Origin of the sequence: Saccharibacillus alkalitolerans, assembly GCF_011090185.1 — a bacterium.
Taxonomy (GTDB): domain Bacteria; phylum Bacillota; class Bacilli; order Paenibacillales; family Paenibacillaceae; genus Saccharibacillus; species Saccharibacillus alkalitolerans.
The window spans coordinates 915,024-939,147 of record NZ_JAAFGS010000001.1 but is presented as its reverse complement, the minus strand read 5'-3'; the positions used below and the strand labels follow the sequence as shown (position 1 = coordinate 939,147).

General features: G+C 60.0%; 19 protein-coding genes. 12 read left to right on the top strand and 7 right to left on the bottom strand.

What is annotated here, in order from left to right; genetic code table 11:
* Positions 1-39 precede the first annotated feature (39 nt).
* The 3 genes from mutS to GYN08_RS03980 all read right to left on the bottom strand — a co-directional run bounded on the left by mutS (position 40) and on the right by GYN08_RS03980 (position 5,688).
* Positions 40-2,868 (bottom strand): DNA mismatch repair protein MutS, encoded by a 2,829-nt coding sequence (mutS, locus tag GYN08_RS03990; protein ID WP_166272694.1) that lies wholly within the window; start codon positions 2,866-2,868, stop codon positions 40-42.
* Positions 2,869-3,042: 174 nt separating this feature from the next.
* Positions 3,043-3,999: an aromatic acid exporter family protein gene (locus GYN08_RS03985; protein ID WP_166273109.1), complete on the bottom strand. Its 957-nt coding sequence runs from the start codon at positions 3,997-3,999 to the stop codon at positions 3,043-3,045.
* Positions 4,000-4,164: 165 nt separating this feature from the next.
* A complete protein-coding gene (locus tag GYN08_RS03980) occupies positions 4,165-5,688 on the bottom strand; it encodes a carboxypeptidase M32 (RefSeq protein WP_166272692.1) in 1,524 nt (507 codons plus the stop codon).
* A 145-nt stretch (positions 5,689-5,833) separates the two neighbouring features.
* Here GYN08_RS03980 and GYN08_RS03975 point away from each other — a divergent pair, with 145 nt between their 5' ends.
* The 6 genes from GYN08_RS03975 (at position 5,834) to GYN08_RS03950 (ending at position 8,955) form a co-directional block, all read left to right on the top strand.
* Positions 5,834-6,196, top strand: a complete 363-nt coding sequence (locus GYN08_RS03975; protein ID WP_166272690.1) for an iron-sulfur cluster biosynthesis family protein — start codon at positions 5,834-5,836, stop codon at positions 6,194-6,196.
* A gap of 102 nt (positions 6,197-6,298) precedes the next feature.
* A complete protein-coding gene (locus GYN08_RS03970; protein WP_166272688.1) occupies positions 6,299-6,898 on the top strand; it encodes a beta-class carbonic anhydrase in 600 nt (199 codons plus the stop codon).
* Between the two features lie 218 nt (positions 6,899-7,116).
* Positions 7,117-7,656, top strand: coding sequence for a PadR family transcriptional regulator (locus GYN08_RS03965; protein ID WP_166272686.1), 540 nt, complete (start codon positions 7,117-7,119; stop codon positions 7,654-7,656).
* Between the two features lie 133 nt (positions 7,657-7,789).
* Positions 7,790-8,254 carry a hypothetical protein gene (locus GYN08_RS03960; RefSeq protein WP_166272684.1) on the top strand — a complete coding sequence of 155 codons (465 nt, stop codon included), beginning with the start codon at positions 7,790-7,792 and terminating at the stop codon, positions 8,252-8,254.
* Positions 8,255-8,257: 3 nt separating this feature from the next.
* Positions 8,258-8,536 (top strand): DUF2653 family protein, encoded by a 279-nt coding sequence (locus tag GYN08_RS03955; RefSeq protein ID WP_166272682.1) that lies wholly within the window; start codon positions 8,258-8,260, stop codon positions 8,534-8,536.
* A gap of 167 nt (positions 8,537-8,703) precedes the next feature.
* Entirely contained in the window at positions 8,704-8,955 is a 252-nt protein-coding gene (locus GYN08_RS03950) for a SunI/YnzG family protein (protein WP_166272680.1), read from the top strand.
* A 98-nt stretch (positions 8,956-9,053) separates the two neighbouring features.
* Here GYN08_RS03950 and GYN08_RS03945 read toward each other — a convergent pair whose 3' ends face one another.
* Positions 9,054-9,764, bottom strand: coding sequence for a rhamnogalacturonan acetylesterase (locus tag GYN08_RS03945; RefSeq protein WP_166272678.1), 711 nt, complete (start codon positions 9,762-9,764; stop codon positions 9,054-9,056).
* Positions 9,765-9,923: 159 nt separating this feature from the next.
* Between GYN08_RS03945 and GYN08_RS03940 the strand changes: the two genes are divergently transcribed.
* Positions 9,924-10,829, top strand: coding sequence for a helix-turn-helix domain-containing protein (locus GYN08_RS03940; RefSeq protein WP_166272676.1), 906 nt, complete (start codon positions 9,924-9,926; stop codon positions 10,827-10,829).
* On the opposite strand, the gene GYN08_RS03935 is transcribed toward GYN08_RS03940, so the two are convergent.
* Positions 10,786-14,031, bottom strand: coding sequence for an alpha-mannosidase (locus GYN08_RS03935; protein ID WP_166272674.1), 3,246 nt, complete (start codon positions 14,029-14,031; stop codon positions 10,786-10,788). The two genes, GYN08_RS03940 and GYN08_RS03935, sit on opposite strands and share 44 nt — an antisense overlap.
* Before the next feature lie 129 nt (positions 14,032-14,160).
* Positions 14,161-15,198: a LacI family DNA-binding transcriptional regulator gene (locus tag GYN08_RS03930; protein ID WP_166272672.1), complete on the bottom strand. Its 1,038-nt coding sequence runs from the start codon at positions 15,196-15,198 to the stop codon at positions 14,161-14,163.
* A 136-nt stretch (positions 15,199-15,334) separates the two neighbouring features.
* Between GYN08_RS03930 and GYN08_RS03925 the strand changes: the two genes are divergently transcribed.
* From GYN08_RS03925 to uxaC, 4 genes are all read left to right on the top strand, one after another.
* Positions 15,335-16,351, top strand: coding sequence for a LacI family DNA-binding transcriptional regulator (locus GYN08_RS03925; RefSeq protein ID WP_166272670.1), 1,017 nt, complete (start codon positions 15,335-15,337; stop codon positions 16,349-16,351).
* A 113-nt stretch (positions 16,352-16,464) separates the two neighbouring features.
* A complete protein-coding gene (locus tag GYN08_RS23605; protein ID WP_235945747.1) occupies positions 16,465-17,892 on the top strand; it encodes a tagaturonate reductase in 1,428 nt (475 codons plus the stop codon).
* Positions 17,893-17,907: 15 nt separating this feature from the next.
* Positions 17,908-19,395: a UxaA family hydrolase gene (locus GYN08_RS23600; protein ID WP_235945746.1), complete on the top strand. Its 1,488-nt coding sequence runs from the start codon at positions 17,908-17,910 to the stop codon at positions 19,393-19,395.
* Positions 19,392-20,876, top strand: coding sequence for a glucuronate isomerase (gene uxaC / locus GYN08_RS03915; RefSeq protein WP_166272668.1), 1,485 nt, complete (start codon positions 19,392-19,394; stop codon positions 20,874-20,876). The genes GYN08_RS23600 and uxaC overlap by 4 nt, the downstream gene beginning before the upstream one ends.
* A gap of 135 nt (positions 20,877-21,011) precedes the next feature.
* Here the strand turns inward: uxaC and GYN08_RS03910 are convergent, their stop codons facing one another.
* Complete coding sequence (locus GYN08_RS03910) at positions 21,012-21,929, bottom strand: AraC family transcriptional regulator (protein ID WP_166272666.1); 918 nt, start codon at positions 21,927-21,929, stop codon at positions 21,012-21,014.
* 154 nt (positions 21,930-22,083) lie between these two features.
* Between GYN08_RS03910 and GYN08_RS03905 the strand changes: the two genes are divergently transcribed.
* Positions 22,084-24,075 (top strand): beta-galactosidase trimerization domain-containing protein, encoded by a 1,992-nt coding sequence (locus GYN08_RS03905; RefSeq protein WP_166272664.1) that lies wholly within the window; start codon positions 22,084-22,086, stop codon positions 24,073-24,075.
* Positions 24,076-24,124: the final 49 nt, after the last annotated feature.

Genomic DNA, 24,124 nt, shown 5'->3' with positions numbered 1-24,124 from the left:
GCTTTGCGGATATGTTTCCGTTCGGGTCGAGCGTTTCGCTTACAGACGCTGCGCCTCCAGCTTCAATTCGTTAAGCATCTGCATGGCCTGAAGCGGAGTCATGTTCATCACGTCGATTTCTTTGACGCGCTGAAGCATTTTTTTGACCTTCGGATCTTCCTTCGCCGGAGCCTGAGCGACTTGGGCGGACCTGGAGGGCCGCTCCTCGTCGCCGAAGATCGACAGCTGCACGACTTCGCCGGAAACGTTCCGCTCCCCGCTCTCCTGCGCCGATTCCGGCTCTACCGGTGCGTGTTCCGCCCACGGGGAGGCTTCGGATTCGCGAACTTCGTCCGTTCCGCGCGCGGCATCTTCGACAAACCCCGGATTCGGCCGAACGGGCTGTGCCTGCTCATAAGCGGACGACGCGCGAACGGTTCCTCCGCCCTGCCCTGCCGAAGCCGCAGCCGAACCGATTCCGCCGACGGCCACTTCCGTCGCCGCCTGCTCGAAGCCCTGCAGCAGCCCGTAAGCCCGGTCGATGATGCTGCCCGGCAGTCCCGCCAAACGGGCGCAGTAGATTCCGTAGCTGGTGCTGGCCGCGCCGGCCACCAGTTTGCGCAGAAACGCGACTTTGTCGCCGCTTTCGCGCACCGCCATGCAGTAATTGCGCAGGCGAGGCAGGCTTTCTTCGAGATGCGCCAGCTCATGGAAGTGGGTCGACACGAGCGCTTTGCAGCCGATCGACTCGTGCACGTGCTCGATCACCGCCTGGGCGATCGCCATGCCTTCGCTCGTCGAAGTTCCCCGTCCGAGCTCGTCGATGATGATCAGGCTGTCTTTCGTCGCCTGCTGGGTCATGACCTGAATATCGGCCATTTCCACCATGAACGTGCTTTGCCCGCCGACCAGGTCGTCCGCCGCGCCGATCCGGGTGAAGATCCGGTCCAGCAGCGGCACGCTCGCCCGGTCCGCCGGCACGAAGCAGCCGATCTGCGCCATGATCGAGATCAGCGCCACCTGGCGCATGTACGTGCTTTTTCCGGCCATGTTCGGTCCCGTAATCAGCATGATATTCGCGCCGTCCTGAGCCAAATCCGTCGCGTTGGCGACGAACGATCCGCCTTCCATCACCGCTTCGACGACGGGATGGCGGCCGTTCTCCACGATCAGATCGTAGCCGTCGTGCAGCTGCGGACGCACGAACGCTTTCTCCGCGCTCGCCTCCGCGAATGCCTGATACACGTCGATTTCCGCGACTCTTTCCGCCAGCGCTTTAAGCCGCGGAATCCGCTCCGCCACCTTTTCCCGCAGTTCGAGAAACAGCCCGTATTCCAGGTCGGCCATTTTCTCTTCCGCTTCGAGGATCAGCGATTCCTTCTCCTTGAGTTCGGGCGTAATGTAGCGCTCCGCGTTGGCCAGCGTCTGCTTCCGCTCGTAGCGGCCTTCCGGCAGCTGGGCGAGATTGGCGCGGGTGACTTCAATGTAGTAGCCGAATACTTTGTTGTAGCCGACTTTCAGCGAGCGGATGCCCGTCACCCGGCGTTCCTCCGCTTCGAGTTCCGCGATCCACCGCTTACCGTTGACGCTCGCTTCGCGCAGCTGATCGAGATGTTCGTGATAGCCTTTCCGGATCAAGCCTCCGTCGCGGACCGACACCGGAGGTTCGTCGGTGACGGCGGCCGCGATCGCTTCCGCAAGATCGGCGCATTCGTCCATACGGCCTGCCGTGGAAGCCAGCGTCTGCGATCCGGAGTTCAGGCAGATGTCTTTCAGCCCGGGAATTTGCACGAGCGAATCGCGCAGCGCCACCATGTCTCGCCCGTTCGCGCTGCCGAACGCCACGCGGCCGACCAGCCGCTCCAGATCGTAAATTTCTTTCAGCGCTTCCTGCACGTCTCCTCGCAAAATGAGATCGCGATGCAGGCTTTCGACCGCCTCCAGCCGCTCTTCGATCGCGCTCCGCTGCAGCAGCGGCTTATCGATCCAGCGGCGGAGCGTACGGGCGCCCATCGATGTCTTCGTACGGTCCAGCAGCCACAGCAGCGAACCTTTCTTGGAGCGCTCGCGCACCGTTTCGGTCAGCTCCAGGTTCCGGCGGGTAAACGGATCGAGAATCATATAATGATTCGGCTCGTAGACCGAGATTTTCGTAAGTTGGCCGAGCGCTCTCTTCTGCGTTTCCGCCAGGTAAGCGAACAGCCGCGCGATGCAGCCGCGGCGTTCCTCGTCCAGCCGCGCCCAGGCCGCTTCGCCGAACTGTTCGCGCGCGCCGTCTTCCTTCGATTTGTCCCACGGCGTGCAGACGAGGCGTCGTTCCATCGGAGCGACCTGGCTCTCCAGCAGCTTCAGCAGGGGAGCGTCTCCGATCGCTTCCGAAGGCTGATACACGCCCACTTCGCCTTTCAGCCACTCCTCGTTGTCCGGCGCCGAAGTCACGTGCAGATCGCCCGTCGACAGATCGCAGGCCGCGACTGCCGTCATGCCGCCCGAACTCGTCACGCAGACCAGATAGTTGTTCGATTTTTCGCCGAGCGCCCGGCTTTCCATCAAGGTCCCCGGCGTCACGACCCGAATGATCTCGCGGCGCACGACGCCTTTGGCTGTCGCGGGGTCTTCCACCTGCTCGCAGATGGCGACTTTATAGCCTTTCTCGATCAAGCGCTGCACGTAGCCTTCCGCGGAATGGTACGGCACGCCGCACATCGGCGCGCGTTCTTCCATGCCGGCGTTGCGTCCGGTCAGCGTAATTTCCAATTCCCGCGACGCCGTCAGGGCATCGTCGAAAAAAATTTCATAAAAGTCCCCGAGACGGAAAAAGAGGATGGCATCCTTCGCTTCTTCCTTGATCTTGAGGTATTGTTCCATCATCGGCGTTAACTTGGCCATGATTCCCCTCCATCTTGCTGCTTCGTTTCTTAATCCGATTATAACAGACTTCCGGCAAAAAACGCTCGGGCGCGAACATATGTTCATCTTTATTTTAAAATCGTTTTCTCGGGCGCCTCTTTCGTTCCCCGCCCATAAAAAAGAGACCGGCTCATTCGTCCGGCCTCTTCCGCCTTACTCGACGACGTGCGGCGCCTTGTCCTTTTTCGACATTTCCAGATACCGGTTCAACTCCCGGCACAGCTGCAGAATCGCCGAACGGACTTCGAACTCTTCGCGCGTTTCGGGCAGCTTCATTTCCTTGAAACGCTCTTCCAGCTCCTGAAGCATTTCCGCCGCCCTGCCCGTATAATGTTCGCTCTTGACGTCCTGCTCCAGCCGGTCGAACAGCTCCGCCGTCAGCTCCGCCTGCGAGATCTGCCGGTACACCTGCGATACGAGCAGCGCCATCGTCTGAATCGATTCCAGCTGCTGCTTCCGCATGACGAAGTACACGCCCCAGAATTCGTCGGCTTTCAGCACCTGATTCTCCCGAGTGCGGCGGGCCAGTTCGAGTCCTTCCGCTACCTTTTTGTCCGCTTCGATCAGCTCTTTTCCGTCCCAGATATAATCCGGATTTCGCAGCGTGCGGGCAAATTGGGCAAAGATGCGGGAAAAGCACTCGTCGGCCTCGCTGCGGATGTTCGACAGTTTCTCTTCCGGATTGGGCATGTAAACGAGATTGACCAGCATCGCCGAACCCAGGCCGATGACCAGAAGCTGCAGCTCCGTCCACAGTACCGGCCACGAAATTTCTCCCGCGTTGAACACGTGGAACACGACGACCGCATTTGTCACGATGCCGCCTTTGAACGTCGCTTTGACGATCGCCGGGAAGGCAATCAGGATGTAAATCGGAATCACCCAGTAATGGAACCCCAGCGTCCCGAACAGCGCGCAGGCGACGATCAGCCCCAGAATCGAGGCGAAAAACCGGTCCACGACCGTTTTGACGCTTCTCTTGATCGTCGTATCGAGACCCAGAATAGCCAGCAGCCCAGCCGACGTGGCCGACGGAATGCCGACGAAATGCGCGATCATGATCGAGGCGAAAGCCGCTACCGCCGTTTTGATGACGCGAAAACCGAACATGCGTGCCACCGAATCCTTCCCGTTTTTCTGCAACATTCACTTCATTTTCAATATTGCCATGAGTTTTACATTTGCCCCGGGAGACAAAAATCCTGCCGCTCCGCTGGGGAATCGGCAGGATGATAACCCTGTCTCGGATGATCGCGTTCCGGTCGGAACAAAGAACTACAGCTTCAGATTATACAGGCTCGAGTACTTCTGTTCCAGATAATCCGCGAGATAATCGGGATTCAATTCTTCGCCGGTTACGTCGAAAATGATTTCGGACGGCTTTTTCGATTTGCCGAAGCGGTAGATTTTTTCCGTCAGCCACTCTTTGATCGGCAGCAAATCGCCCTGTTCGATCATCTCGTCGAAATTCGTCATTTCTTTGCGCAGCGTATGCATGATCTGCGCCGCGTACATGTTGCCGAGCGAGTAGGAAGCGAAGTAGCCGAACGAACCGCCCGACCAGTGAACGTCCTGCAGCACGCCCTGCGAATTGTTCGGCGGCGTGATGCCCAGGTAGCTTTCGTATTTGGCGTTCCAGACTTCCGGCAGCTTTTTCACGTCGAGATTTTCGTTGAACAGCATTTTCTCGATCTCGTAGCGGATGATAATGTGCAGATTGTACGTCAGCTCGTCCGCTTCGATACGGATCAGCGAATTTTCCACGCGGTTCGCCGCAAAGTGGAATTTCTCCGGCGTCACGCCCGTCAGCTGGTCGGGGAACTGGCGCTGCAGCTCGTCGAAATATTTCTGCCAGAACGGCAGGCTTCGTCCGATCATGTTTTCCCAGAAACGCGACTGCGATTCGTGGATGCCCATCGACGTGCCCTGCGCCAGCGGGGTGCCGGTCAGTTTCGGATCGATGTTTTGCTCGTACAGCGCGTGCCCGCCTTCGTGCAGCGAGCTGAACGCCGCGCTCAGCACGTCGTTTTCGTAATAATGGGTCGTGATGCGCACGTCGCCCGGGTTAAGTCCCGTCGCGAACGGATGCACCGCTTCGTCGAGGCGTCCGGCGTCGAAATCGTAGCCCATTTCCTTCAGGATGAAATGGCTGAACGCCTGCTGGCCTTCTTTCGGGTAGTTCTCGCTCAGGAACGGCAGCTCCGGCTTGATCTCCGATGCCGCGATCGCTTCGGCCAGCGGCACGAGACGCTTTTTGAGACGATCGAATACGGCGTCCAGCCGCTCGACCGTCATGTCCGGTTCGTACATGTCGAGCAGCGTGTCGTAAGGCGTGGCCTTCGCTCCCCAGTATCCGATAAATTTCCGCAGCGTCGCCACGATTTCCGTCAAGAGCGGCTCGAAAGAATCGAAATCTCCGCTTTCTTTGGCGTCTTCCCATTTCGTTTCCGATTTGGACGTCAGAATCGTGTACGCCTTGAACTCGCTCTCCGGAATTTTTTTGTTTTGATCGTATTCTTTTTTGACCGTTTCCACGAGCCGGCGATCCGTATCGTCCAGCTGCGACGCAATCGCTTCCTGCGTGAACAGATCGAGATATGTACCCATTTCGTCCGACGTCTGCAGCTTGAACGCTTCCGTCGACAGCAGACCGATCGTCTCCGCCCGCGTCTCCGCCCCCTTGCGCGGCGCTCCGGTGCGCAGATCCCAATACATCAGGCCGACCGCTTCGTTATAACTTCCGATCTTGGCCACCAATTCGCGAAACCCGTTCCATTTCTCCTGCAGCTGCTGTTCCATCCGGAAAGTTCACCTCGTTTGTTTGGTATTTTCATAATAATGGGAAAACAATGACTCACCTCTTGATCATACTTTTTGAAGAGCGTATAATCAATAACGATAAAAGATTTTGCAAAATCAAATCTTACAAAAGGAGTCCTGATCCATGTCTATTGCCCTGACCATGAGAGTCTCCCCCGAAGCGCAAATCCTGCTCGAGCAAAAATTCGAAGGCCGTCCCGGCTATCTTCGCGTCGCTTACGACAATGAAGGCTGCGGCTGCTCGCTGAGCGGCGCGATCGCCCTGTGGCTCGTCGATGAAGCGAAAGCGTCCGATCTGGCCTTTTCCACGGCGAGCGGTCTTCCGTTCATCGTGGACAAAAACGACGCCGTCTATTTCGATCAAGACTTATCCATTACCGTCAGCGGATTCGACAAGTCCTCGGTGCGCCTGGCCAGCGACGGGCAATCTTACGGCTCCAGCATCGCGATCGAAGATCGCCGCGCAGGCGCGGAAAGCTTGGTTTGAAGCGCTCTCGTTCGAATTCGACAAAATTCGCTCTTGAATTTTCCTCGCCTGTTTATGTAAAATTCCTGATAACCCCTACGGGCGAAAAAGGAGGCGCGGAAGTTGACTCAAATTCATGATATTTTAAACCATAACAAGGCTTTCGTCGAAAACAAGGATTACGAAGCGTTCATCAGCGGCAAGTTCCCGGAGAAAAAAGTCGTGGTGCTGACCTGCATGGATACCCGTCTGACGGAGCTGCTCCCGCGGGCGATGAACATGCGCAACGGCGACGCCAAAATTCTCAAAACGGCCGGCGCCGTCATTTCGTCGCCGTTCGGCAGTATCATGCGCAGCATCCTGGTCGCCCTTTACGAACTGCAGGCGGAAGAAGTCATTGTCGTCGGTCACCACGAATGCGGCATGGCCTCTCTTAACGCCGATCGCATCATGGGCAAGATGATCGACCGCGGCGTGTCGGAGGAAGTCCTTTCGACGCTCGACCATGCCGGCGTCAAGCTGGGGCAGTGGTTCAAAGGTGTGGAGAACGAAACCGAAGGCGTCATGCACAGCGTGGACATGATCGCCAACCACCCCCTCATGCCGGCGGGCGTACTGGTGCACGGGATGCTGATCGATCCGAAAACGGGTCTGCTCGAGCTGATTGCCGACGGGTACGAACGTCTCAAAGAACAATCCGAAAACGAGCCTACGGCTCCTTAACGGAGGCGAATCCCGGCTCCGTTATTCAAGACCCGGAGCCCGGGCTGCGAAGAAGCGCGTTCCTAGCGGAACCGCGCTTTTTTCCTTTTTTCACGTCGATTCGGACAAGTTTCGTTCCCGACATCGGTTGCCGCGGCGTCTTTTTATGGTGTACACTTGTTCCGAGGAGTCTGCATGTCCCAGGCGGGACGCCTTGAATATGGAGAACGGGTGATTTGATGAATATACTTTCCTACGGCCTGCTCGCTCTGGTCTCGCGCACAGAAGCATCGGGCTACGATTTGATGCTCAAGATCCAGCCTTTCTGGCAGGCGAAGCACAGCCAGATTTATCCGCTGCTCGGCAGCATGGAAGAACAAGGACTGCTCAGCGCCGAGTGGATTCAACAGGCCGACAAGCCGGACAAGAAGCTGTATTCGATCACGCCGGAAGGCACCCGCAAGCTGCACGAATGGCTGTCGGAACCGACCGCGGCTCCGGTCATGCGCGACGAGTTCAATCTCAAGTGCTTCTGCATCCATTTGGCCGAGCCTTCGGAAGTACGCCGGATGTTCGCGGAACGCCGGGAATACCATCTGGAACGCATGAAATATTACAAAGACATTCAAGATGCCATTCCGACCGAGCATCGCCATCCCGGCCATATCGGCTTCGAGGATTACATCCTGCTGCAAAAAGCCTACCTGCGCACCAAAGCCAGCGTGGATTGGATCGATTGGGTCGAGCAGGAATACGGGCAGTGGACCGCTCAACCATAAAAACCGATTTCCCGAAAAATAATTATTAAAAATTGAAACGTTTGCGAAATTCCTCCGTATATAGTCGGAGAAGGCATAAAAGCTTATGCTTTCGCGCCTTCACTATCGACTTTATAGGAGGAATTTCTTTTTTATGAACAGGAGCAAAAAGTTCTTTTCTATCATTCTTTCTTTCCTGATCCTTTTCGCGGCTTCGGCCGTAGCGCCGGATCAAGCGGACGCGCGCCGCGGCGGCGGAGGCTTCAGTTCGGGTCCTAGAACGTACCAGAGCACTCCGAACAAAGCGCCGAACAATGACAGCATCAATTCGGGCACGCGCTCGAATTCCAATACGCAGACCAACAGAAACGGATACAACCGTTCGAACACGAATAACCGAAGCGGCTTCGGCGGCGCTCTGTTCCGCGGCATGCTCTTCGGCGGCATCGCCGGCCTGCTGTTCGGCAGCCTTTTCGCCAACATGGGCGCGTTCGGCGGACTGCTCGGACTGCTCGTGAACGTTCTGGTGCTGTACATGCTGTTCGTCGTCGTTCGCGCCGTCTACCGCACCGTCAAAGAAAACCGCCGCCGCTCGCGCGAACGGGAAGGACGTTACTGATCCATGCAGCTGACGATGGACGAAATCATTAACGCCGTCTGCATCAGCATCGCGGAACGCCGTCAGATCCGGCCGACCGAGGTGACGGTCGAGATGCTGTGGGACGAAGATCTCGGCTACAGCGCACAGATTACCGTACAGGGACGAAGCTGGTACATCAATCAGGGGGCACTGATCGAAGCGATCATCCGCTACCTCGACGTGGAATACCGAATGCGCGTGTTTGCCGACCAGGTCACGTTGGACCTGACGGACGAAATTATCGCGCATGTGGCGCAGTGACCGAAACAAGCGCAGCGACAAAAAAGAGATCTCGAAAGCATCGGCAGCAGCCGGTGCTTTTTTGTTTTTCTTGGCACAAGCCTTGATTAACGCAAATAGATGAAACCTTATACGCCCGGTTTTCGTTTTTAATTGGGTAAGCAATGGATACAGAAAGGACTGATCAGATGCTGGGCATCGACGTAAAAAGAACCGACGATACCGTCACCATCAAATGGCAGCTGTCCAAAATCGAAATCCCCGCGGCCGATATTGTGGCGGTCAGCCTGGACGACACCTATGCAGGCAGCGACGCGGAGGCGATCCGAATCGGGACGCCTTACGGAACGACCGACCGCGTCGTCTTGAAGACCAAGAATCAGACCTACATCCTGTACACGACCAACTACGAAGCCGTGCGGAGAAAGCTGCTGCCTTAGTAAAGAAACCCGAACGCCGAAGCCCGCTCTCCCGAGAGCGGGCTTCTTTACGGCTGTCCGACATGTCGATCGAAAGAGCTGGGCGCGAACAGTCGGCCTCACCGCTCATTCGCCGTTTCCCGCCCGCCGGCAAAATCGGCCGCTTTCGCCCGGATGCCCGGAATGCCGATCGTCCGCAGTCCGTCCGCGACCAGTTCCGCCGCCGCTTCCGCTCCCCGTTCGTTCAGATGCGTATCGTCTTCGATGCCTTCCGGGTAATTGGGATGCTCGCCCGGCGCGAGCTGCGTGAACCAATCCCTGGAGCGCCGGTCGCCCATTTCCTTGTAAGCGGCCGCGCTGCGGCTCGTCAGATCGATCAACGGTACGCCCTCCCGGACCGCCAGCGCTTCCATCGCCCGGGGATAGTCTCCGTGCGTGGGCTTCAGCAGCCCGTCCGCGTCGAAATGCCGGCGGCACAGCGGGGTGATCAGGATCGGCCGCGCGCCTCTTGTCCTCGCCCCGTCGATATAGCGCAGCAGGCATTCCGCGTAGCTGCTCCAGGGACTCGTATGCCGGTCGGGATCGTCTTTTTCGTCGTTATGCCCGAACTGGATCAGCAGGTAATCGCCTTCGCCGATCGTCCGCAAAATGCGATCCAGCCGCCCCTCTTCCATAAAGCTTCTGCTGCTCCGCCCGCACATCGCCTCGTTGACAACTTTGAAGCCGGCCGGCAAAAAGCGGATCAAGGCGCGACCCCAGCCCTGCATCGGGGCGCGATCCGCCGGATAATCCGCCATCGTGGAATCGCCCGCCAGATAGAACGTGTTCATGCAAACGCCTCCTTTTTCCTTTTTCTTCTCGGTACGATCTCCCATCAGACTAGCGGCATACGGCGGCGTTTTCTCCGCAAATAAGCGCTTTCTTGACGGTAACCCCGCTTTTTTTGTTAAAATGGAAGAAATAAGCGATCGCCTATAAGGAGGAACGTGATGACGCTGCGGCACATTCCCGACACGCTGCATTACGGCGCGCCGAAAGACCCGCTTCGAACCGAATTCGATCGGCGAAGCGGACACTTTTCGATGGCGGAAAACCATTATCACCGCGATTACGAGCTGTATTACTTATTCAGCGGCGAACGCCGTTATTTCATCAAGGACAGCGTCTACCGCGTCCAGGCCGGCGACCTGGTGCTGATCGATTCGAACGAGCTGCACAAAAGCGGCGATTCCGGCGTTCCCGATCATGAACGGATCGTGCTGTACTTTTCGCCGGAATATTTCGCCGAACTCCCTTCGGAGGAACGCGATCTGCTGCTGGCGCCGTTCACGCAGGGCAGTCCGCTGATCCGTCCCAATCTGCAGGAACGGCTGCGCGCGGAAGAACTGCTGACCTCCCTGCTCGCCGAGCTGCACGAACGTCCGCCGGGCTATCGGCTGCGCATGCGTCATATGGCCGGCGAACTGCTGCTGCTTACGGCCCGCTGCTTCCTTCGCCGCGGTCCCGTTTCCCTGCCCGAACCGACGCCCGTTCAGCGCAAAGTATCCGACGCGGTCCGATACATCAACGCCCATTACGCCGAGCCGCTGGAGCTGGACGAACTGTCCAAGCGCTTTTATATCAGCCGCAGCCATCTCAGCCGCACGTTCAAGGACGTCACCGGCTTCGGCTTTGCCGAATATGTCAATATCACGCGCGTCCGGGAAGCCCAGCGGCTGCTGCGGGAAACCGATCTCAGCGTCACGAGCGTATCGGAGCTGGCGGGCTTCGACAACTTTTCCCACTTCGGCAAAATGTTCAAACGGCTGTCCGGCATGTCTCCGAGAACTTACCGCAAGCTGGGCGGAACGCTCAGCGAGTCTGCTTTCGATCGGCCAGCCGCACCCTCAGAGTAAGAATCTCGTAAGGCTTGAAGTCGCAGTCCGCGAAGGCGTCTTCGCGCTCTTCTTCCAGAGGGCGTTCCATCAGATCGCACAGCTGCCACGAACGGACGCCGTAATCGCTGGCGAGGCGGGCGCGAACGCGGCGTCCCGTATATTCGTGCAGCCGCACGATGAACCCGTCGCCGTCCTCCGCCCCTTTGACCGCGTCGACGGCCAGAGCATCCGAATCCGTCCGGATTAACGATCGGCCCTCTCCTCCGGCATGCAAGCCCGGAACCGCGCGCAGCGGATTGTTGAGCATCCAGGCTTCCTCCGCCGTCCGCCCTTCCGCCCAGTCCCCGACGTGCGGGAGAAGCGAATACGTAAACCGGTGTTCGCCTTGATCGGCGTCCCAATCGGGATCGGTCGCGGACTTGATCAGCGTCAGCCGCATAACGTTTTCTTTGATGTCGTATCCGTATTTGCAGTCGTTCAGCAGGCTGACGCCGTATCCCCGCTCGGACAGATCCGCCCATTGATGGCCGACCGTCTCGAAGCGGGCGTAATCCCAGCTCGTATTCCAATGGGTGGGGCGCTTCACGTTGCCGAACTGAATATCGTACGTCGCTTCGACAGCGCGAACGGCGACCGGGAAAGCGACCTTCAGCAGCTGATGCCGTTCGTGCCAATCGACGGCGGTCTCGAAGTCGATCCGGCGGCTGCCCGCGTATACGCGAACGTCCTGCACGACGGCAGAGTCCATATACCGCCAGGTCAGCCGCAGGGCGGCGAACAGCGGACCGTCCGCCGTCAGCTCCATCGAGGTCAATTCCGTGATCTCTCGCATTTTCTCCCCGTAGTACAAGTCGATATTCCAGGCGTCGTATTCCAGCGGCTTGTCTTCGAACACCTGCAGCCGACTGCCGCATTCGCCTTCCGCCAGCACTTCGCGTTCCGCTTCCCGATCGTAGATCCGGCTCAGCTGGCCGCAGCCGTTCCATTCCAGCTCGTAAAAAGGCGTCGTCAGCCGGGTGCCGTCCCAGGCAAACGGTTCGTTCGGCGTCTTGGGGAGACTCTGCCCCGAATCCGCCGGATAAGCGCGAAGCGAAGCCGAACCGAGCATCGGCAGGTCGGCCGTCTCCACCAGCCAGCTTCGCGCGCCGATGCGCTGGGCGATCAGAGAGCGGCCCTGCGCGTCCCGCCAATCTTTCGCCTCCCCGTCGGCGCTTTCCGCCTCGACCAGCCTGCTTCCGCCGAAAAAGGCTCCGTTGAATACGCTGAAGCTTTCCTCCGTTTCTCGCGAGGTCCTCTCCTCGGAGCCTGCCGGGGTTGCGCCGTCCGCGGCTTGCCCGCCGCCAAGCAAACCGACCAGTTCCGAAGCCGCTTGTTCCGCGATCGTTCGTCCGATCTTTTCCGCCTGCTCGTATTCGAGTCCGGCATCTTCGTATACCTCGCGGATCGCCGAACCCGGAATGATATCGTGAAACTGGTTGCGGAGCAGGATTTTCCAGCCTTCGCGCAGCTCGTCGGCCGGGTAAGCGCCGAAATCGCCTTTTTCCGCGGCCGACAGCACCTGCAGCCATTCCGCTTCGCGGTACAGCAGCTCCAGCTTCCGGTTCATTCGCTTGGTATGCGCCTGGCTTGTATACGTTCCCCGGTGCGTCTCCAGATACAGCTCGCCGTCCCATTTGTGCACGTATTCGTCCGCGTTTCGGATCGTTTCGCTTAAGCGCTTGAAATAATCGTCGGCCCGTCCCGGCTTGACGTTCGGCACGCCGGGCAGATCGTCCAGACGCCGCCGCATCTCCAGCATGTCGCGCGTAACGCCCCCTCCCCCGTCGCCGTAGCCGTAAGCCAGCAGCAGTTCGCGGTTCAGCCGTTTATCGCGGTATCCGTCCCAGATTCCCTGCACGGAAAACGCTTCGATCACGCCGTTGTACGTATAGCCCGGCGAATTCGCCCGCGCCGGCGTCGTGATGAAGTGCGTCAGCACCTCGCTGCCGTCGATCCCTTTCCAGTAAAACGTGTCGTGCGGCATCCGGTTATACTTGTTCCAGCCGATCTTGGTCGTCATGAACGTCTCGATCCCGGACTTGCGCAAAATCTGCGGCAGCGCCCAGCTGTATCCGAACACGTCGGGCAGCCACAGATGCGTGCACTCCGTTCCGAACGCTTCCCGGAAAAAGCGGGTGCCGTGCAGAATCTGCCGCACCAGAGATTCCCCGCTCGGCAGATTGCAGTCCGCTTCCAGCCACATGGCGCCGCCGGCCTCCCAGCGTCCTTCTTGTACCCGTTCGGCGATGCGTTCGTACAGCTCGGGATAGTCGCGCCGAATATATTCGTACAGCTGCGGCTGGGTCTGCAAAAAGACGTACTCCGGAAACTGTTCCATCAACCGGAGCACGGTCGAAAAGGATCGGGCCGCCTTTTCCCGGGTATGGGTCAGCCGCCACAGCCAGGCTACGTCGATATGCGTATGTCCCACGGCCGTCACCGTTACGGGATGCTCGCGCCGCATGCCGCTCAGCCGTTCCCGCAGCCGTACCCTTGCTTCGCGCACGCTTGCGTAAAAAGCTTCGCTGCCCGGCTTCGACCAATCGAGCAGCCTGAACGTTCCGTTCAGCAGCGCCAGCAGCTCGGGCTTCAGCGCTTCGCTCGCCGGCAGCTGATCGAAGACGCCTAGCACGGCTCGCGCCGTATAATAGAGGTCGTCGGCATCGGGATCGAGCCAAGCCAGCTCGGCCAGCCTAAGCCGATGTTCCTGCGGAAGCGGCCGGCCGCCGCCTTCCAGCCCGGACCACAGCCTGAAAGCCAGCTCCAGCGTTCCGCCCGCTGTGCCTTCTGCCAGAAAGACTTCCTGATGATTGGAGTCCACGCCTTGATAAGGACGGCCGTCCACGAATAGCAGCGCTTCGAATCCGCTGTTGTAGAAATCGCCCGTACGTCCGAAGTCGAATCGGCCGACGATGTTTCGGCCCGCCCATCCGGAAGGCACTTCCGCCTGCCGATACAGCCAGAGGTAACGGTCGCGTCCGGTCCAGCTGTCGCCGATTCGGTAAGTCTTCGCCGCCTCGGCCTCCTCACCTGTCAGGTCCGCGAACGCGGGCGGATAAGCGCCGTTCTCCCCGGCTTCGTCCTCCAATCCCAGCCATTCATCCAATCGTACGGCGTCGCGGTACCGGTAAGGCTCCAGTTCGGCAATGCGCGCGGCAAGCTTTTCTTCCGTTTGGAACATGATTCTTCCTCCTTTTATAACACGTGTTATATCCGAAAAGAAAAAGCGGATTTCGAACTCTTCCGCTTACTTCCTTTTCGCTTGTTTCCTTTTCGTTTGTTTGCTTTCGCTTTTTTTCGGCTCCTGCCTTTACGCGCTTTCTCCGGGCTTCAAGATCGCGGGCAGACGGGTCTTCGCGGGCTCGCCGGCGCCTCCTTCGATCTGCCGCAGCAGCCGCTCTACCGCCGCCCTGCCCATCTCGGCGTACGGAATCTCCATGCAGCTCAGCGTCGGCACGCTCAGGCGGTCTCCGCCGATCGTATTGTCCGCCGACATGACTCGCAGTTCTTCGCCGATCTCCAGACCGAATCGGCGTGCCGCGCGGTAAAGGTCGGGGACGGCGCTCGACCAATTGACCAGCAGAGGCAGCGGGGACGAACCAGATCGGTTCCCCAACCATCCGTCCCAATCGACGCTCCCTTCGTGCTGGAGCAAATTCGTGACACGCGGCTCAAGTGCGCGCTCTTCGCACCATTCGAGATAGCCGCGCTTCCGTTGAAGTTCCGCCCAGTTGGTCTCTTCGTCCCAGGAGGTGCTTCGCACCTCGGCATATTCGGGAGCCCCGGCACCCTCGGGCATCTTCTTCGTCAAGTAATCCAGCGCGGTCTTCATGCTTCCCGCATAATCGGCCTGCACCGAGACCACGCCTTCGGCTTCGGCATAGCCCTCCACCGACACGTACGGAACGCCGGCCTTTCGCACTTCCCCCGCCCAGTCCTCGTCCGCATAGTTCGTATCGTCGAGCGTAACGATGCCGTCGATTCGCCGCTGCCGGTACAGATCCAGCAGCTTCCTCCGCGACTGCGCTTCTTCCCTTTCTCCCGGCGAGCAGAGCAGCAGATGGTAGCCGGCCGCCTCTCCCGCCCGCTGCATGCCTTCGAGCAAACGCATGAACAGCGGATGCGCGGTATCGCCGAAAGCGGCCAGCGTCATGCTGCGGCCGGTCTTCATGCTGCGCGCCTGCGCGTCCACCTGGTAATGCAGCGCCTCGATCGACGCCAGCACGGCTTCGCGGGTCTGCGCGCTGACTCCGATGCCCGGAGTCCCGTTCAATACCGCGGACACTACGCTTCGGGATACGCCCGCGTGCTTGGCCACGTCCTGGCTCGTGACTCTTTTTTTATTCATAGGCAGCACCTCGGGACGACTATAACACGTGTTATAAGCCTTGTACAGATTCTTTTCTCTTCCGGGCCGACGATTGACAAAGACTTCCATGTCCATTATGATGAAAACGTTAACATTTATGCCGGGGAGCGAAGCCATGATCACGATCAAAGACATCGCCAAGGCGGCGGGCGTTTCCCACACCACCGTTTCGCGGGCGCTGAACGGCAGTGCGCTGATCAAGCCCGGAACCCGGGAAAAGATCGCGAAGATCGCCGCCGACATGAATTACGTGCCCAATTACAGCGCCAAAAATCTCGTTACGAAGAAGTCCAATACGATCGGACTGTTCTTCTCCAGCCTCGAACAGGGCACGTCGTCCAGCTTCCTGGTCGACGCGCTGAAGGGAATCCGTCAGTCGCTGAACGAGAATTACATGCTGACGGTCAGCGGAATCGACGAAGTCGACAGCTACGAAAGCGTTCATCCGCGCCGGTTCGACGGCCTGCTGATCATGAGCCAGAGCGAGCGGGACAACCGCTTCATTTACCACGCCAAGGCGGCAGGCATTCCTCTGGTTGTGCTCAACCGGCAGCTGGACGATCCTTCGATTCCGAACGTCGCTTCCGAAGACCGCCGGGGCGGCCGGGCGGCCGCCGAACACGCTTGCGAGATGGGGCATCGGCGAATTGCCATCATCGAAGGCAGGCAGGGATTCAAATCCGCCGACGAGCGCAGGCAGGGATTCATCGACGGCCTGCTGGCTCGCGGCCGGGCGCCGGACCCGCTTTATTTCGCGCAGGGCGACTACAGCATCGAAAGCGGCCGCGCCGCCATGGAAGGACTGCTTGCGCTGAACGATCGGCCGACGGCCGTCTTCTGCTGCAACGACGACATGGCGATCGGCGCGATGAACGCCTGCTACGAACGCGGAGTCCGCATACCCGACGAGCTGTCGCTGATCGGGTTCGACGACATGATGTTCGCCGCCTACACCAATCCGCCCCTGACAACGGTCCGCAAATCGGTCGCCGGGATCGGCCGGGAAGGAACCGAGCTGCTGCTGCGCCTGATGGAGCGCTCCGACGCCCCGATCGAGCAGCGGTTTATCGGCTGCGAGCTCGTTCGCCGGGAGTCCGTCGCCGATCTTAGAGGGCAGAGCCGCCGAAGCTGAAGCGGGAGGCATCGCCTCCTTTCGTTCGGGGAAGCGGCGCTTCGCCTCAAAATGTTCACGTGTGCAAAAAATAGGAAAGCAGCGCAAAAAAAATCGTAAAGGAGCGAACAATCATGGTCATCCCCCGATTGTCGCGCGGAACGCTTGACGATCTCGCAAGACCCGCCCTTCCCGTGTTTCCCGAAAAGGTCATTCAGTTCGGAGGCGGCAACTTTATGCGGGCCTTCGTCGACTGGCAGCTGCAGCAGATGAACGAACGCGGATTGTTCGAAGGCAGCGCCGTGATCGTGCAGGCGATCTCCGAAGAAACCAACCCGGCTTTTGCCGAGCAGGATCGGCTGTTCACGGTGCTGCTGAACGGCATCGAAGACGGAAAAGCGATCGATTCGGCCGAAGTCGTGTCCAGCGTCAGCCGGCTGGTCAATCCGTACGACGATTACGAAGCGTACCTGGCGCTGGCGAACGACGATCGCTTGAGCTTTATCGTCTCCAACACGACGGAAGCCGGCATCGCCCATGCTCCCGAGGATCGCCCGGACGATAAGCCGCCGGGAGGCTTTCCGTCGAAGCTGACCGCCCTCCTGCACCGACGCTACGCGTTGGGCAAGCCGGGCTTCACCGTCATTCCCTGCGAACTGATCGACCGCAACGGAGAAAAACTGCTTGAAATCGTTAAGCGGTATGCCGTCGACTGGAAGCTGGGCGAAGATTTCATGCGTTGGCTGGACGAGGAGAATACGTTCTGCTGCAGTCTGGTCGACCGGATCGTCCCGGGTTTTCCGAAAGGACGGGAGCAGGAAATGCAGCGGCGGTTCGGTTACCTTGACGAACTTACGGTCACGGCCGAGCCTTACCTGCTCTGGGTCATCGAAGGACCGGAGCGGTTGAAGGACGAGCTGCCGCTGGCCCGGGCGGGACTCAACGTCATCGTCACCTCCGACATGACGCCGTACCGTCAGCGCAAAGTGCATCTGCTCAACGGCCCGCACACCGCGATGGTGCCGCTCGGTCTGCTGGCGGGACTCGAAACGGTCGAAGACGTCATGAACGACGAAGCCTTCTCCTCCTTCATTCGCTCGTTGATCGAGCAGGAGCTGATTCCGTCGCTCGATCAGCCGGAAGAGGAGCTGCGGCAGTACGCGCAGACGGTGCTCGACCGCTTCCGCAACCCTTCGATCCGGCACGAACTTCGCTCCATCGCGCTCAACAGCGTATCGAAGTTCAGAGCCAGGCTTCTTCCCGTGCTGCTTCGCCACGCGAGGCGGCGCGGCGAGCTGCCGCCGCGCCTGACGCTGGCTTTCGCCGCCCTGCTCCACAGCTACCGCGGCGGCCTTGCTTTCAGGCGGGACGAAGCGGCGGTCATGGACGCTTTCGACCGGGCCGGGTCGGAGCCGGAGACGTTCACGGCAAATATCCTGAGCGAACGAACGCTGTGGGGAACCGATTTGAACGAGGTGCCCGGACTCGCCGCGCGGCTGGACGCGCATATCCGGGAACTGGAAAAGTCCGGCGCCCGTTCTCTGCTGCATCAGCTCATATAGAGGAGGAACAGCGGCATGCGTACTTTAATGAAAATGAATTCCAGAGACAATGTAGCGGTCGCCCTTCGGCCGCTGGCCGCCGGGGAACGCGCGGAAGCGGAAAGCGACGGTTTCACGGTCCTGCAGGACACGCCGCAGGGACACAAAATCGCCGCGGTTTCCATTCCCGAGGGAAGCGTCGTCATGAAATACGGCGCTCCTATCGGCTATGCTTCCGCGGACATCGCTTCCGGCGAATGGGTGCATACCCATAATGTGCGGACGACGCTGGACGGCGAAGCGGAATACCGATACGAGCCCGAACTGCATCCCGTTCTTTATCCCGACCGCGGCCTGACGTTCGACGGCTATCGGCGCCGCGGCGGCAAAGTCGGCATTCGCAACGATCTGTTTCTCGTGCCGACGGTAGGCTGCGTCAACGGAATCGCCGAGCAGATCGTCGCCGAGTTCAAGGCGATCCACCCCGATCTGGGCGCTTTCGATAACGTCACCGTGCTCAAGCATCCTTACGGCTGCTCGCAGCTCGGCGACGATCACCGCATGACGCGCGATATTTTGATGGATGCGGTCAATCATCCCAACGCCGGCGGGGTATTGGTATTTGGGCTCGGCTGCGAGAACAATGTCGTCGCCGAGTTCAGGGAGAAGCTGGGCGACTTCGACGAGTCCCGCGTCAAATTCTTGATCGCGCAGGACGTCGGCGACGAGGTGGAAGCGGGTCTGGAACTGCTGGAAGAGCTGCACGAAGCGGCGCTCGGCGACCGGCGCGTTCCCGTTCCGCTGAGCGAGCTGAACGTGGGGCTGAAATGCGGAGGCTCCGACGGCTTCTCGGGCATTACCGCCAATCCGCTGCTCGGCGCCTTCTCCGACTTTCTGATCGGTCAGGGCGGCAGCACGGTCCTGACCGAAGTTCCCGAAATGTTCGGGGCGGAGAAAATGCTGATGGCCCGCGCCGAAAACGAAGAGGTATTCGAGCGGATCGTCTGGCTGATCAACGACTTCAAGCAGTATTTCCTTTCGCACGGCGAAGTCGTGTACGAGAATCCGTCGCCGGGCAACAAAGCCGGAGGCATCAGCACGCTGGAGGACAAGTCGCTCGGCTGCACGCAGAAGGCCGGCACGTCGGCCGTCGTCGACGTGCTGAAGTACGGCGAGAAGCTGCGCCGCAAAGGACTCAGCCTGCTGCAGGCGCCGGGCAACGATCTCGTCGCCTCTTCCGCGCTCGCCGCGGCGGACTGTCAGCTCGTCCTGTTCACGACGGGACGCGGCACGCCGTTCGGCAGCTTCGTGCCGACGGTCAAGGTGGCGACCAACAACGAATTGTTCGCCAAAAAGGGACACTGGATGGACTTCAACGCCGGACCGCTGCTGGAGCGGCCGATGGAGGAAGTGTTGGAATCGTTTATCGCTTATCTGATCGAAGTCGCCAGCGGACGCAGGACGCGCAACGAGGAAAACCAGGTGCGCGAGCTGGCCATTTTTAAAACGGGGGTAACGTTATGAACACGAAATCGACGAATACCGGAAATACGGAACGCGCGGAATCGACAGGGACGGCCGCAGGCTCGGCGCGCAATGCTCAAAGCGGCTTCCTGAACGACGATTTTCTGCTCTCGACCGAAACGGCCAAAATTCTGTTCCATGAGCATGCCCGGCAGATGCCGATCATCGACTATCACTGCCATCTCGATCCGAAAGAAATTTACGAAGACCGTCCATTCGCCAATCTGACGGAAGCATGGCTGTACGGCGACCATTACAAATGGCGGCTTATGCGGGCCAACGGGATCGCCGAGGAACGGATTACCGGTTCCGCGCACGATTACGACCGCTTCCTGGCCTGGGCCGAGACCGTGCCGAGAACGGTCGGCAATCCGCTTTACAGCTGGACCCATCTGGAACTGCGCCGTTTCTTCGGCATCGACGCGCCGTTGAACGAACGGACGGCGCCGGAGATCTGGGAACGCGCGAACGAGCGGCTGAAAGAACCGGAATTCACCCGCAGAGCCTTGATCGCCAATTCCAACGTCAAGATCGTCTGCACGACCGACGATCCCGCGGACGACCTGGAGTATCACCGTCTGCTGGCGGAAGAAGAGCAGCGCTTTGCGGTGCTGCCGACGTTCCGGCCGGATAAAGCGCTCAATATCGACGCGCCGGGCTTCCCCGAATGGATCGCCAAGCTCGAGCAGGCCTGCGGACGTTCCGCCGCCTCGTTCGAAGAGCTGGCCGGCATGCTGGAAGAGCGGGTACTCTTCTTCCATGAGCGCGGCGGCCGGCTGTCCGACCACGCCCTCGACACGCTCAAATACGAGCAGGCCGACATGGAGGAAATCGAACGCGTTTACGCCAAGCGCCGTGCCGGCGAAGCGCTGGACGAGACCGAAGTCGTCCGCTACCGCACGGAGCTGCTGACCCGGCTGATCGCCATGTACGCACGGCAGGGCTGGACGATGCAGCTGCATCTGCACGCTTACCGCAACAACAACACGCCGATGTTCCGCAAGCTCGGTCCAGACACCGGCTTCGACGCGCTGAACGACCTGCCGCTCACGCAGCCGCTGTCGCGTCTGCTGGACCGCGCCGAGAGCGAATCCGGACTGCCGAAAACGATCCTCTACTCGCTCAATCCGGGCGACTATCCGGCGCTGCTGGCGCTGATGGGCTGCTATCAGCGGGAGATTCCGGGCAAAATGCAGCTCGGTTCCGGCTGGTGGTACAACGACACGCGCGACGGCATGCGCCGTCAGCTTACGCTGCTGGCCGACAACGGCCTGCTCTCCCGCTTCGTCGGCATGCTGACGGATTCGCGCAGCTTCCTCTCCTACACCCGGCACGAATATTTCCGCCGCGTGCTGTGCGAGTGGATCGGCGAACTCGCCGCGCGCGGCGAGGCGCCGGACGATACGGAGCTGCTCGGCCGGATGACCGAGGACATCGCGTACGGAAACGCGGCCGCCTACTTCGGCTTCGGAAAGGCTTAACCGCGTTTCGGCCGCCTGCCGACCCTCTCCGTTTTCCGGCTTCGCCGGCTATCGGACTTTCAAAATAAGCCGCCGCGCGCAAGCGCGGCTTTTTTGTCCGAGTTCCGCCCGGATTCCGTCAGCGTTCCGTCAGGGTCAGGTGAGGAAAACGCGGTATTTTTTCCGATACGCTCCCGGCGTCATCGCCGTCTCCCGCTTGAACAGTCTTGCAAAATAGTTGGCGCCCTGAAAGCCGCATTGTTCGCCGATCTCGGCCAGCGTATCGTCGGAGTGGATCAACAGCCGCTTGGCGCGCTCGATTTGAAGATGATGCCGGTAGGCGAGCGGGCTCATGCCGGTATGCTGCTTCAGGCAGCGGGACAGATAGTCGAAGTGGTAATGAAGATCGCGTTCCATCCGCGCGGAATCGAAAGGCAGCTGCAGACCTCGCTCGAGATAGGCGGCGGCCTCTTCGCCCAGACGGTCGGCGCGCGAGCGGGCGGGCGAGACCGCCAGACCTTTTTGCAGCTCGAGCAGCAGCCGGCCGAAAGCCACGTTCAGCTCGTAGGAACGCGCCAGAGTCAGCTTTTCGTACAGCCGCAGCATATCGTGCAGCAGGGGGCGCAGCGCCGGCAGGTCGACGGGGCCGAATTTCGGAATGGCGACCGTTCCGGGACTCGGTTCGGTCTCCTGGCTCGTGCGGGGACTCAGCGGCTGACCCGGAGACAAAGCTTCGCTCTCCCTCTGCCCGGCTCCCTCATGACGGAAATGAATCCAGTACACTTCCGTATCGTTTTCCGACGGCCGATAACCGGCGTGACGGCGATTCGCTTCCAGCACGAGCATTTCTCCTTCTCCGATCTCGTACCGTTCCCCTTCTTCCTCGATATACAGCGCGCCCGAAGCGCAGAAGATCAGATCATGCGCTTCGAACACCCGGCTCGCATGCTTCATCCCCCGTTTCCAGACCCCGTGTCCGATCGCGGCGATCTGCGGAAACGGCGGAATGTCCAGCTCCAGCACCTGCATGCTCTCCCCTCCTTCCGGGCGGTTTTCCCATCGTTCGCTTTTCATCGTGCGCGGCTCCTTCCATTCCCGTTTTCGAACGTCCAAGGATGTAGAGATTGTACGATACGGAGTCGATATTGTCAGCTTTTTTCGGTTTTCGCATCCGTTAGAGTAGTAGATATCGTACGCTTTTCATTCCAAAGTTCGGGAGGCTTACCTTATGAGACTTCGTCAGGTTCATCTGGATTTCCATACGTCCGAGGCGATCGAGGAGATCGGCCGGGATTTCTCGAAACGGCAGTTCCAGGAGATGCTGAAGCTCGGCCGCGTCGATTCGATCACCGTCTTCTCCAAATGCCATCACGGCTGGGCTTATCATCCGTCCGAAGCCAACGAAATACATCCCGGCTTGACCTTCGATCTGCTCGGCGCGCAGATCGAAGCGGCGCACGAGATCGGGGTCAATACGCCGGTCTATCTGTCCGCGGGCCTGGACGAGAAATTGGCGCGCCGCCATCCCGAATGGCTGATCCGCGACCGGCAGGAACGCACCAACTGGGCGGCCGATTTCATGGAACCGGGCTATCACCAGTTTTGCATGAACACGCCGTATTTGGACATCTTGGCCGCGCAGGTACGCGAAGTCGTGGAGCGCTATGACGCCGACGGCATTTTCCTCGACATCGTCGGCGTGCGCGAATGCTACTGTCAGCACTGCGTCGCCGAGATCCGCCGCCGCGGCTCGGATCCTCGCAATCCGGACGATATGCGGGCTTTGTGGGAAGAAACGTACGCCCGTTACGCGGCGGCGATGGACCAAGCGGTCCACTCCCCGAAACCCGGCCTGCCGCTGTTCCACAACAACGGTCACATTCGGCGCGGTCGTCGGGACCTTGCGGCGTTCAATACCCACCTGGAACTGGAATCGCTGCCGACGGGCGGCTGGGGTTACGATCATTTTCCGCTGTCGGCCCGCTATGCGCAGGGACTCGGCATGGACGTTCTGGGCATGACCGGCAAGTTCCATCAGTCGTGGGGCGAATTCGGCGGTTTCAAGCACCCCAACGCGCTGCGTTACGAAGCGGCGCTCAGCCTGGCGAACGGAGCCGGCTGCTCCGTCGGCGACCAGCTGCATCCGCTCGGCATGATGGACCCCGCCACCTATGCGCTGATCGGCGAAGCGTATGCGGAAGTCGAAGCCAAGGAAGAATGGTGCCGGGGCGCGGTCTCCGTCGCGGATATCGCGCTGCTGTCGGCCGAAGCGGCAGATTCGCGCTTCGGCGGCGAGCAGCCGGACCGCAAGGCGATCGGCCTGGCCGACACGGGAGCGGTCCGAATCCTGCTCGAAGGGCAGTACCTGTTCGATATCGTCGACAACGAAAGCGACCTGAACGGCTACAAAGTCGTCGTGCTGCCCGACTGCATCGGAATCACGCCGGAGCTGCGGAAGCGTCTGAACGATTTCGCCGCGGAAGGCGGCCGGATTCTGGCGACGGGACGATCCGGCCTGACGCCCGACGGAGAAGCCTTCGGCCTGGAACTCGGCGCCGAATGGCGGGGAGCGTCGCCGTTCAATCCGACCTACGTCCGCCCGGATTTCGAACTGCCGTCGCTGCGCCCGTCGTCTTTCCTCGTTAACGCGGAAGGGTACGAGATCGGAGCGGCGCCGGGAGGCGCGGTACTGGGCAGCCGGCAGAATCCGTATTTTAACCGCGACCTGTTCACGTTCACTTCGCACCGTCATGCTCCGTCCGACCTGAACGACGCGGGCCCGGGCATCACCGAAGGTCCGCACGGCATATATGCCGGATGGAACCTGTTCGCGGATTATGCGCTGCAGGGCAGCCTTCCGATCAAGCAGATTCTGCACCGCATGCTGGACCGGCTGCTGGCCGCGTCCGAGAGCGGACGGACGCTGAGCGTCGACCTGCCGGCGCAGGCCGTGGCGACGCTGCAGGAGCAGCACGCCGAAGCGCGCCGGGTGCTGCATCTGCTGTACGCTCCTCCGGTACGGCGCGGGAAGGATACCGAAATTATCGAGGACCTTCCTCCGGTCAAGCCGACCGACGTGACGCTGGCCGAGAGCCGCCCGGTGCGCGAAGTCTATCTGGCTCCGCAGCGGACGCCCCTTCCTTTTATGCAGGAAAACGGGAAGCTGCGCTGTACGGTGCCGGAGTGGTCCTGCCATCAGATGGTAGTCGTGGAAGCGTAGAATCCAAGCGATAAAAAAAGCCGAAAAGCTGCCGGCGGAGGCGCTTTTC

Coding starts and splice junctions, on each gene's coding strand:
- mutS (WP_166272694.1), bottom strand. CDS start 2,868: ATGGCCAAGTTAACGCCGATGATGGAACAATACCTCAAGATCAAGGAA.
- GYN08_RS03985 (WP_166273109.1), bottom strand. CDS start 3,999: ATGTTCGGTTTTCGCGTCATCAAAACGGCGGTAGCGGCTTTCGCCTCG.
- GYN08_RS03980 (WP_166272692.1), bottom strand. CDS start 5,688: ATGGAACAGCAGCTGCAGGAGAAATGGAACGGGTTTCGCGAATTGGTG.
- GYN08_RS03975 (WP_166272690.1), top strand. CDS start 5,834: ATGTCTATTGCCCTGACCATGAGAGTCTCCCCCGAAGCGCAAATCCTG.
- GYN08_RS03965 (WP_166272686.1), top strand. CDS start 7,117: ATGAATATACTTTCCTACGGCCTGCTCGCTCTGGTCTCGCGCACAGAA.
- GYN08_RS03960 (WP_166272684.1), top strand. CDS start 7,790: ATGAACAGGAGCAAAAAGTTCTTTTCTATCATTCTTTCTTTCCTGATC.
- GYN08_RS03955 (WP_166272682.1), top strand. CDS start 8,258: ATGCAGCTGACGATGGACGAAATCATTAACGCCGTCTGCATCAGCATC.
- GYN08_RS03950 (WP_166272680.1), top strand. CDS start 8,704: ATGCTGGGCATCGACGTAAAAAGAACCGACGATACCGTCACCATCAAA.
- GYN08_RS03945 (WP_166272678.1), bottom strand. CDS start 9,764: ATGAACACGTTCTATCTGGCGGGCGATTCCACGATGGCGGATTATCCG.
- GYN08_RS03940 (WP_166272676.1), top strand. CDS start 9,924: ATGACGCTGCGGCACATTCCCGACACGCTGCATTACGGCGCGCCGAAA.
- GYN08_RS03935 (WP_166272674.1), bottom strand. CDS start 14,031: ATGTTCCAAACGGAAGAAAAGCTTGCCGCGCGCATTGCCGAACTGGAG.
- GYN08_RS03930 (WP_166272672.1), bottom strand. CDS start 15,198: ATGAATAAAAAAAGAGTCACGAGCCAGGACGTGGCCAAGCACGCGGGC.
- GYN08_RS03925 (WP_166272670.1), top strand. CDS start 15,335: ATGATCACGATCAAAGACATCGCCAAGGCGGCGGGCGTTTCCCACACC.
- GYN08_RS23605 (WP_235945747.1), top strand. CDS start 16,465: ATGGTCATCCCCCGATTGTCGCGCGGAACGCTTGACGATCTCGCAAGA.
- GYN08_RS23600 (WP_235945746.1), top strand. CDS start 17,908: ATGCGTACTTTAATGAAAATGAATTCCAGAGACAATGTAGCGGTCGCC.
- uxaC (WP_166272668.1), top strand. CDS start 19,392: ATGAACACGAAATCGACGAATACCGGAAATACGGAACGCGCGGAATCG.
- GYN08_RS03910 (WP_166272666.1), bottom strand. CDS start 21,929: ATGAAAAGCGAACGATGGGAAAACCGCCCGGAAGGAGGGGAGAGCATG.
- GYN08_RS03905 (WP_166272664.1), top strand. CDS start 22,084: ATGAGACTTCGTCAGGTTCATCTGGATTTCCATACGTCCGAGGCGATC.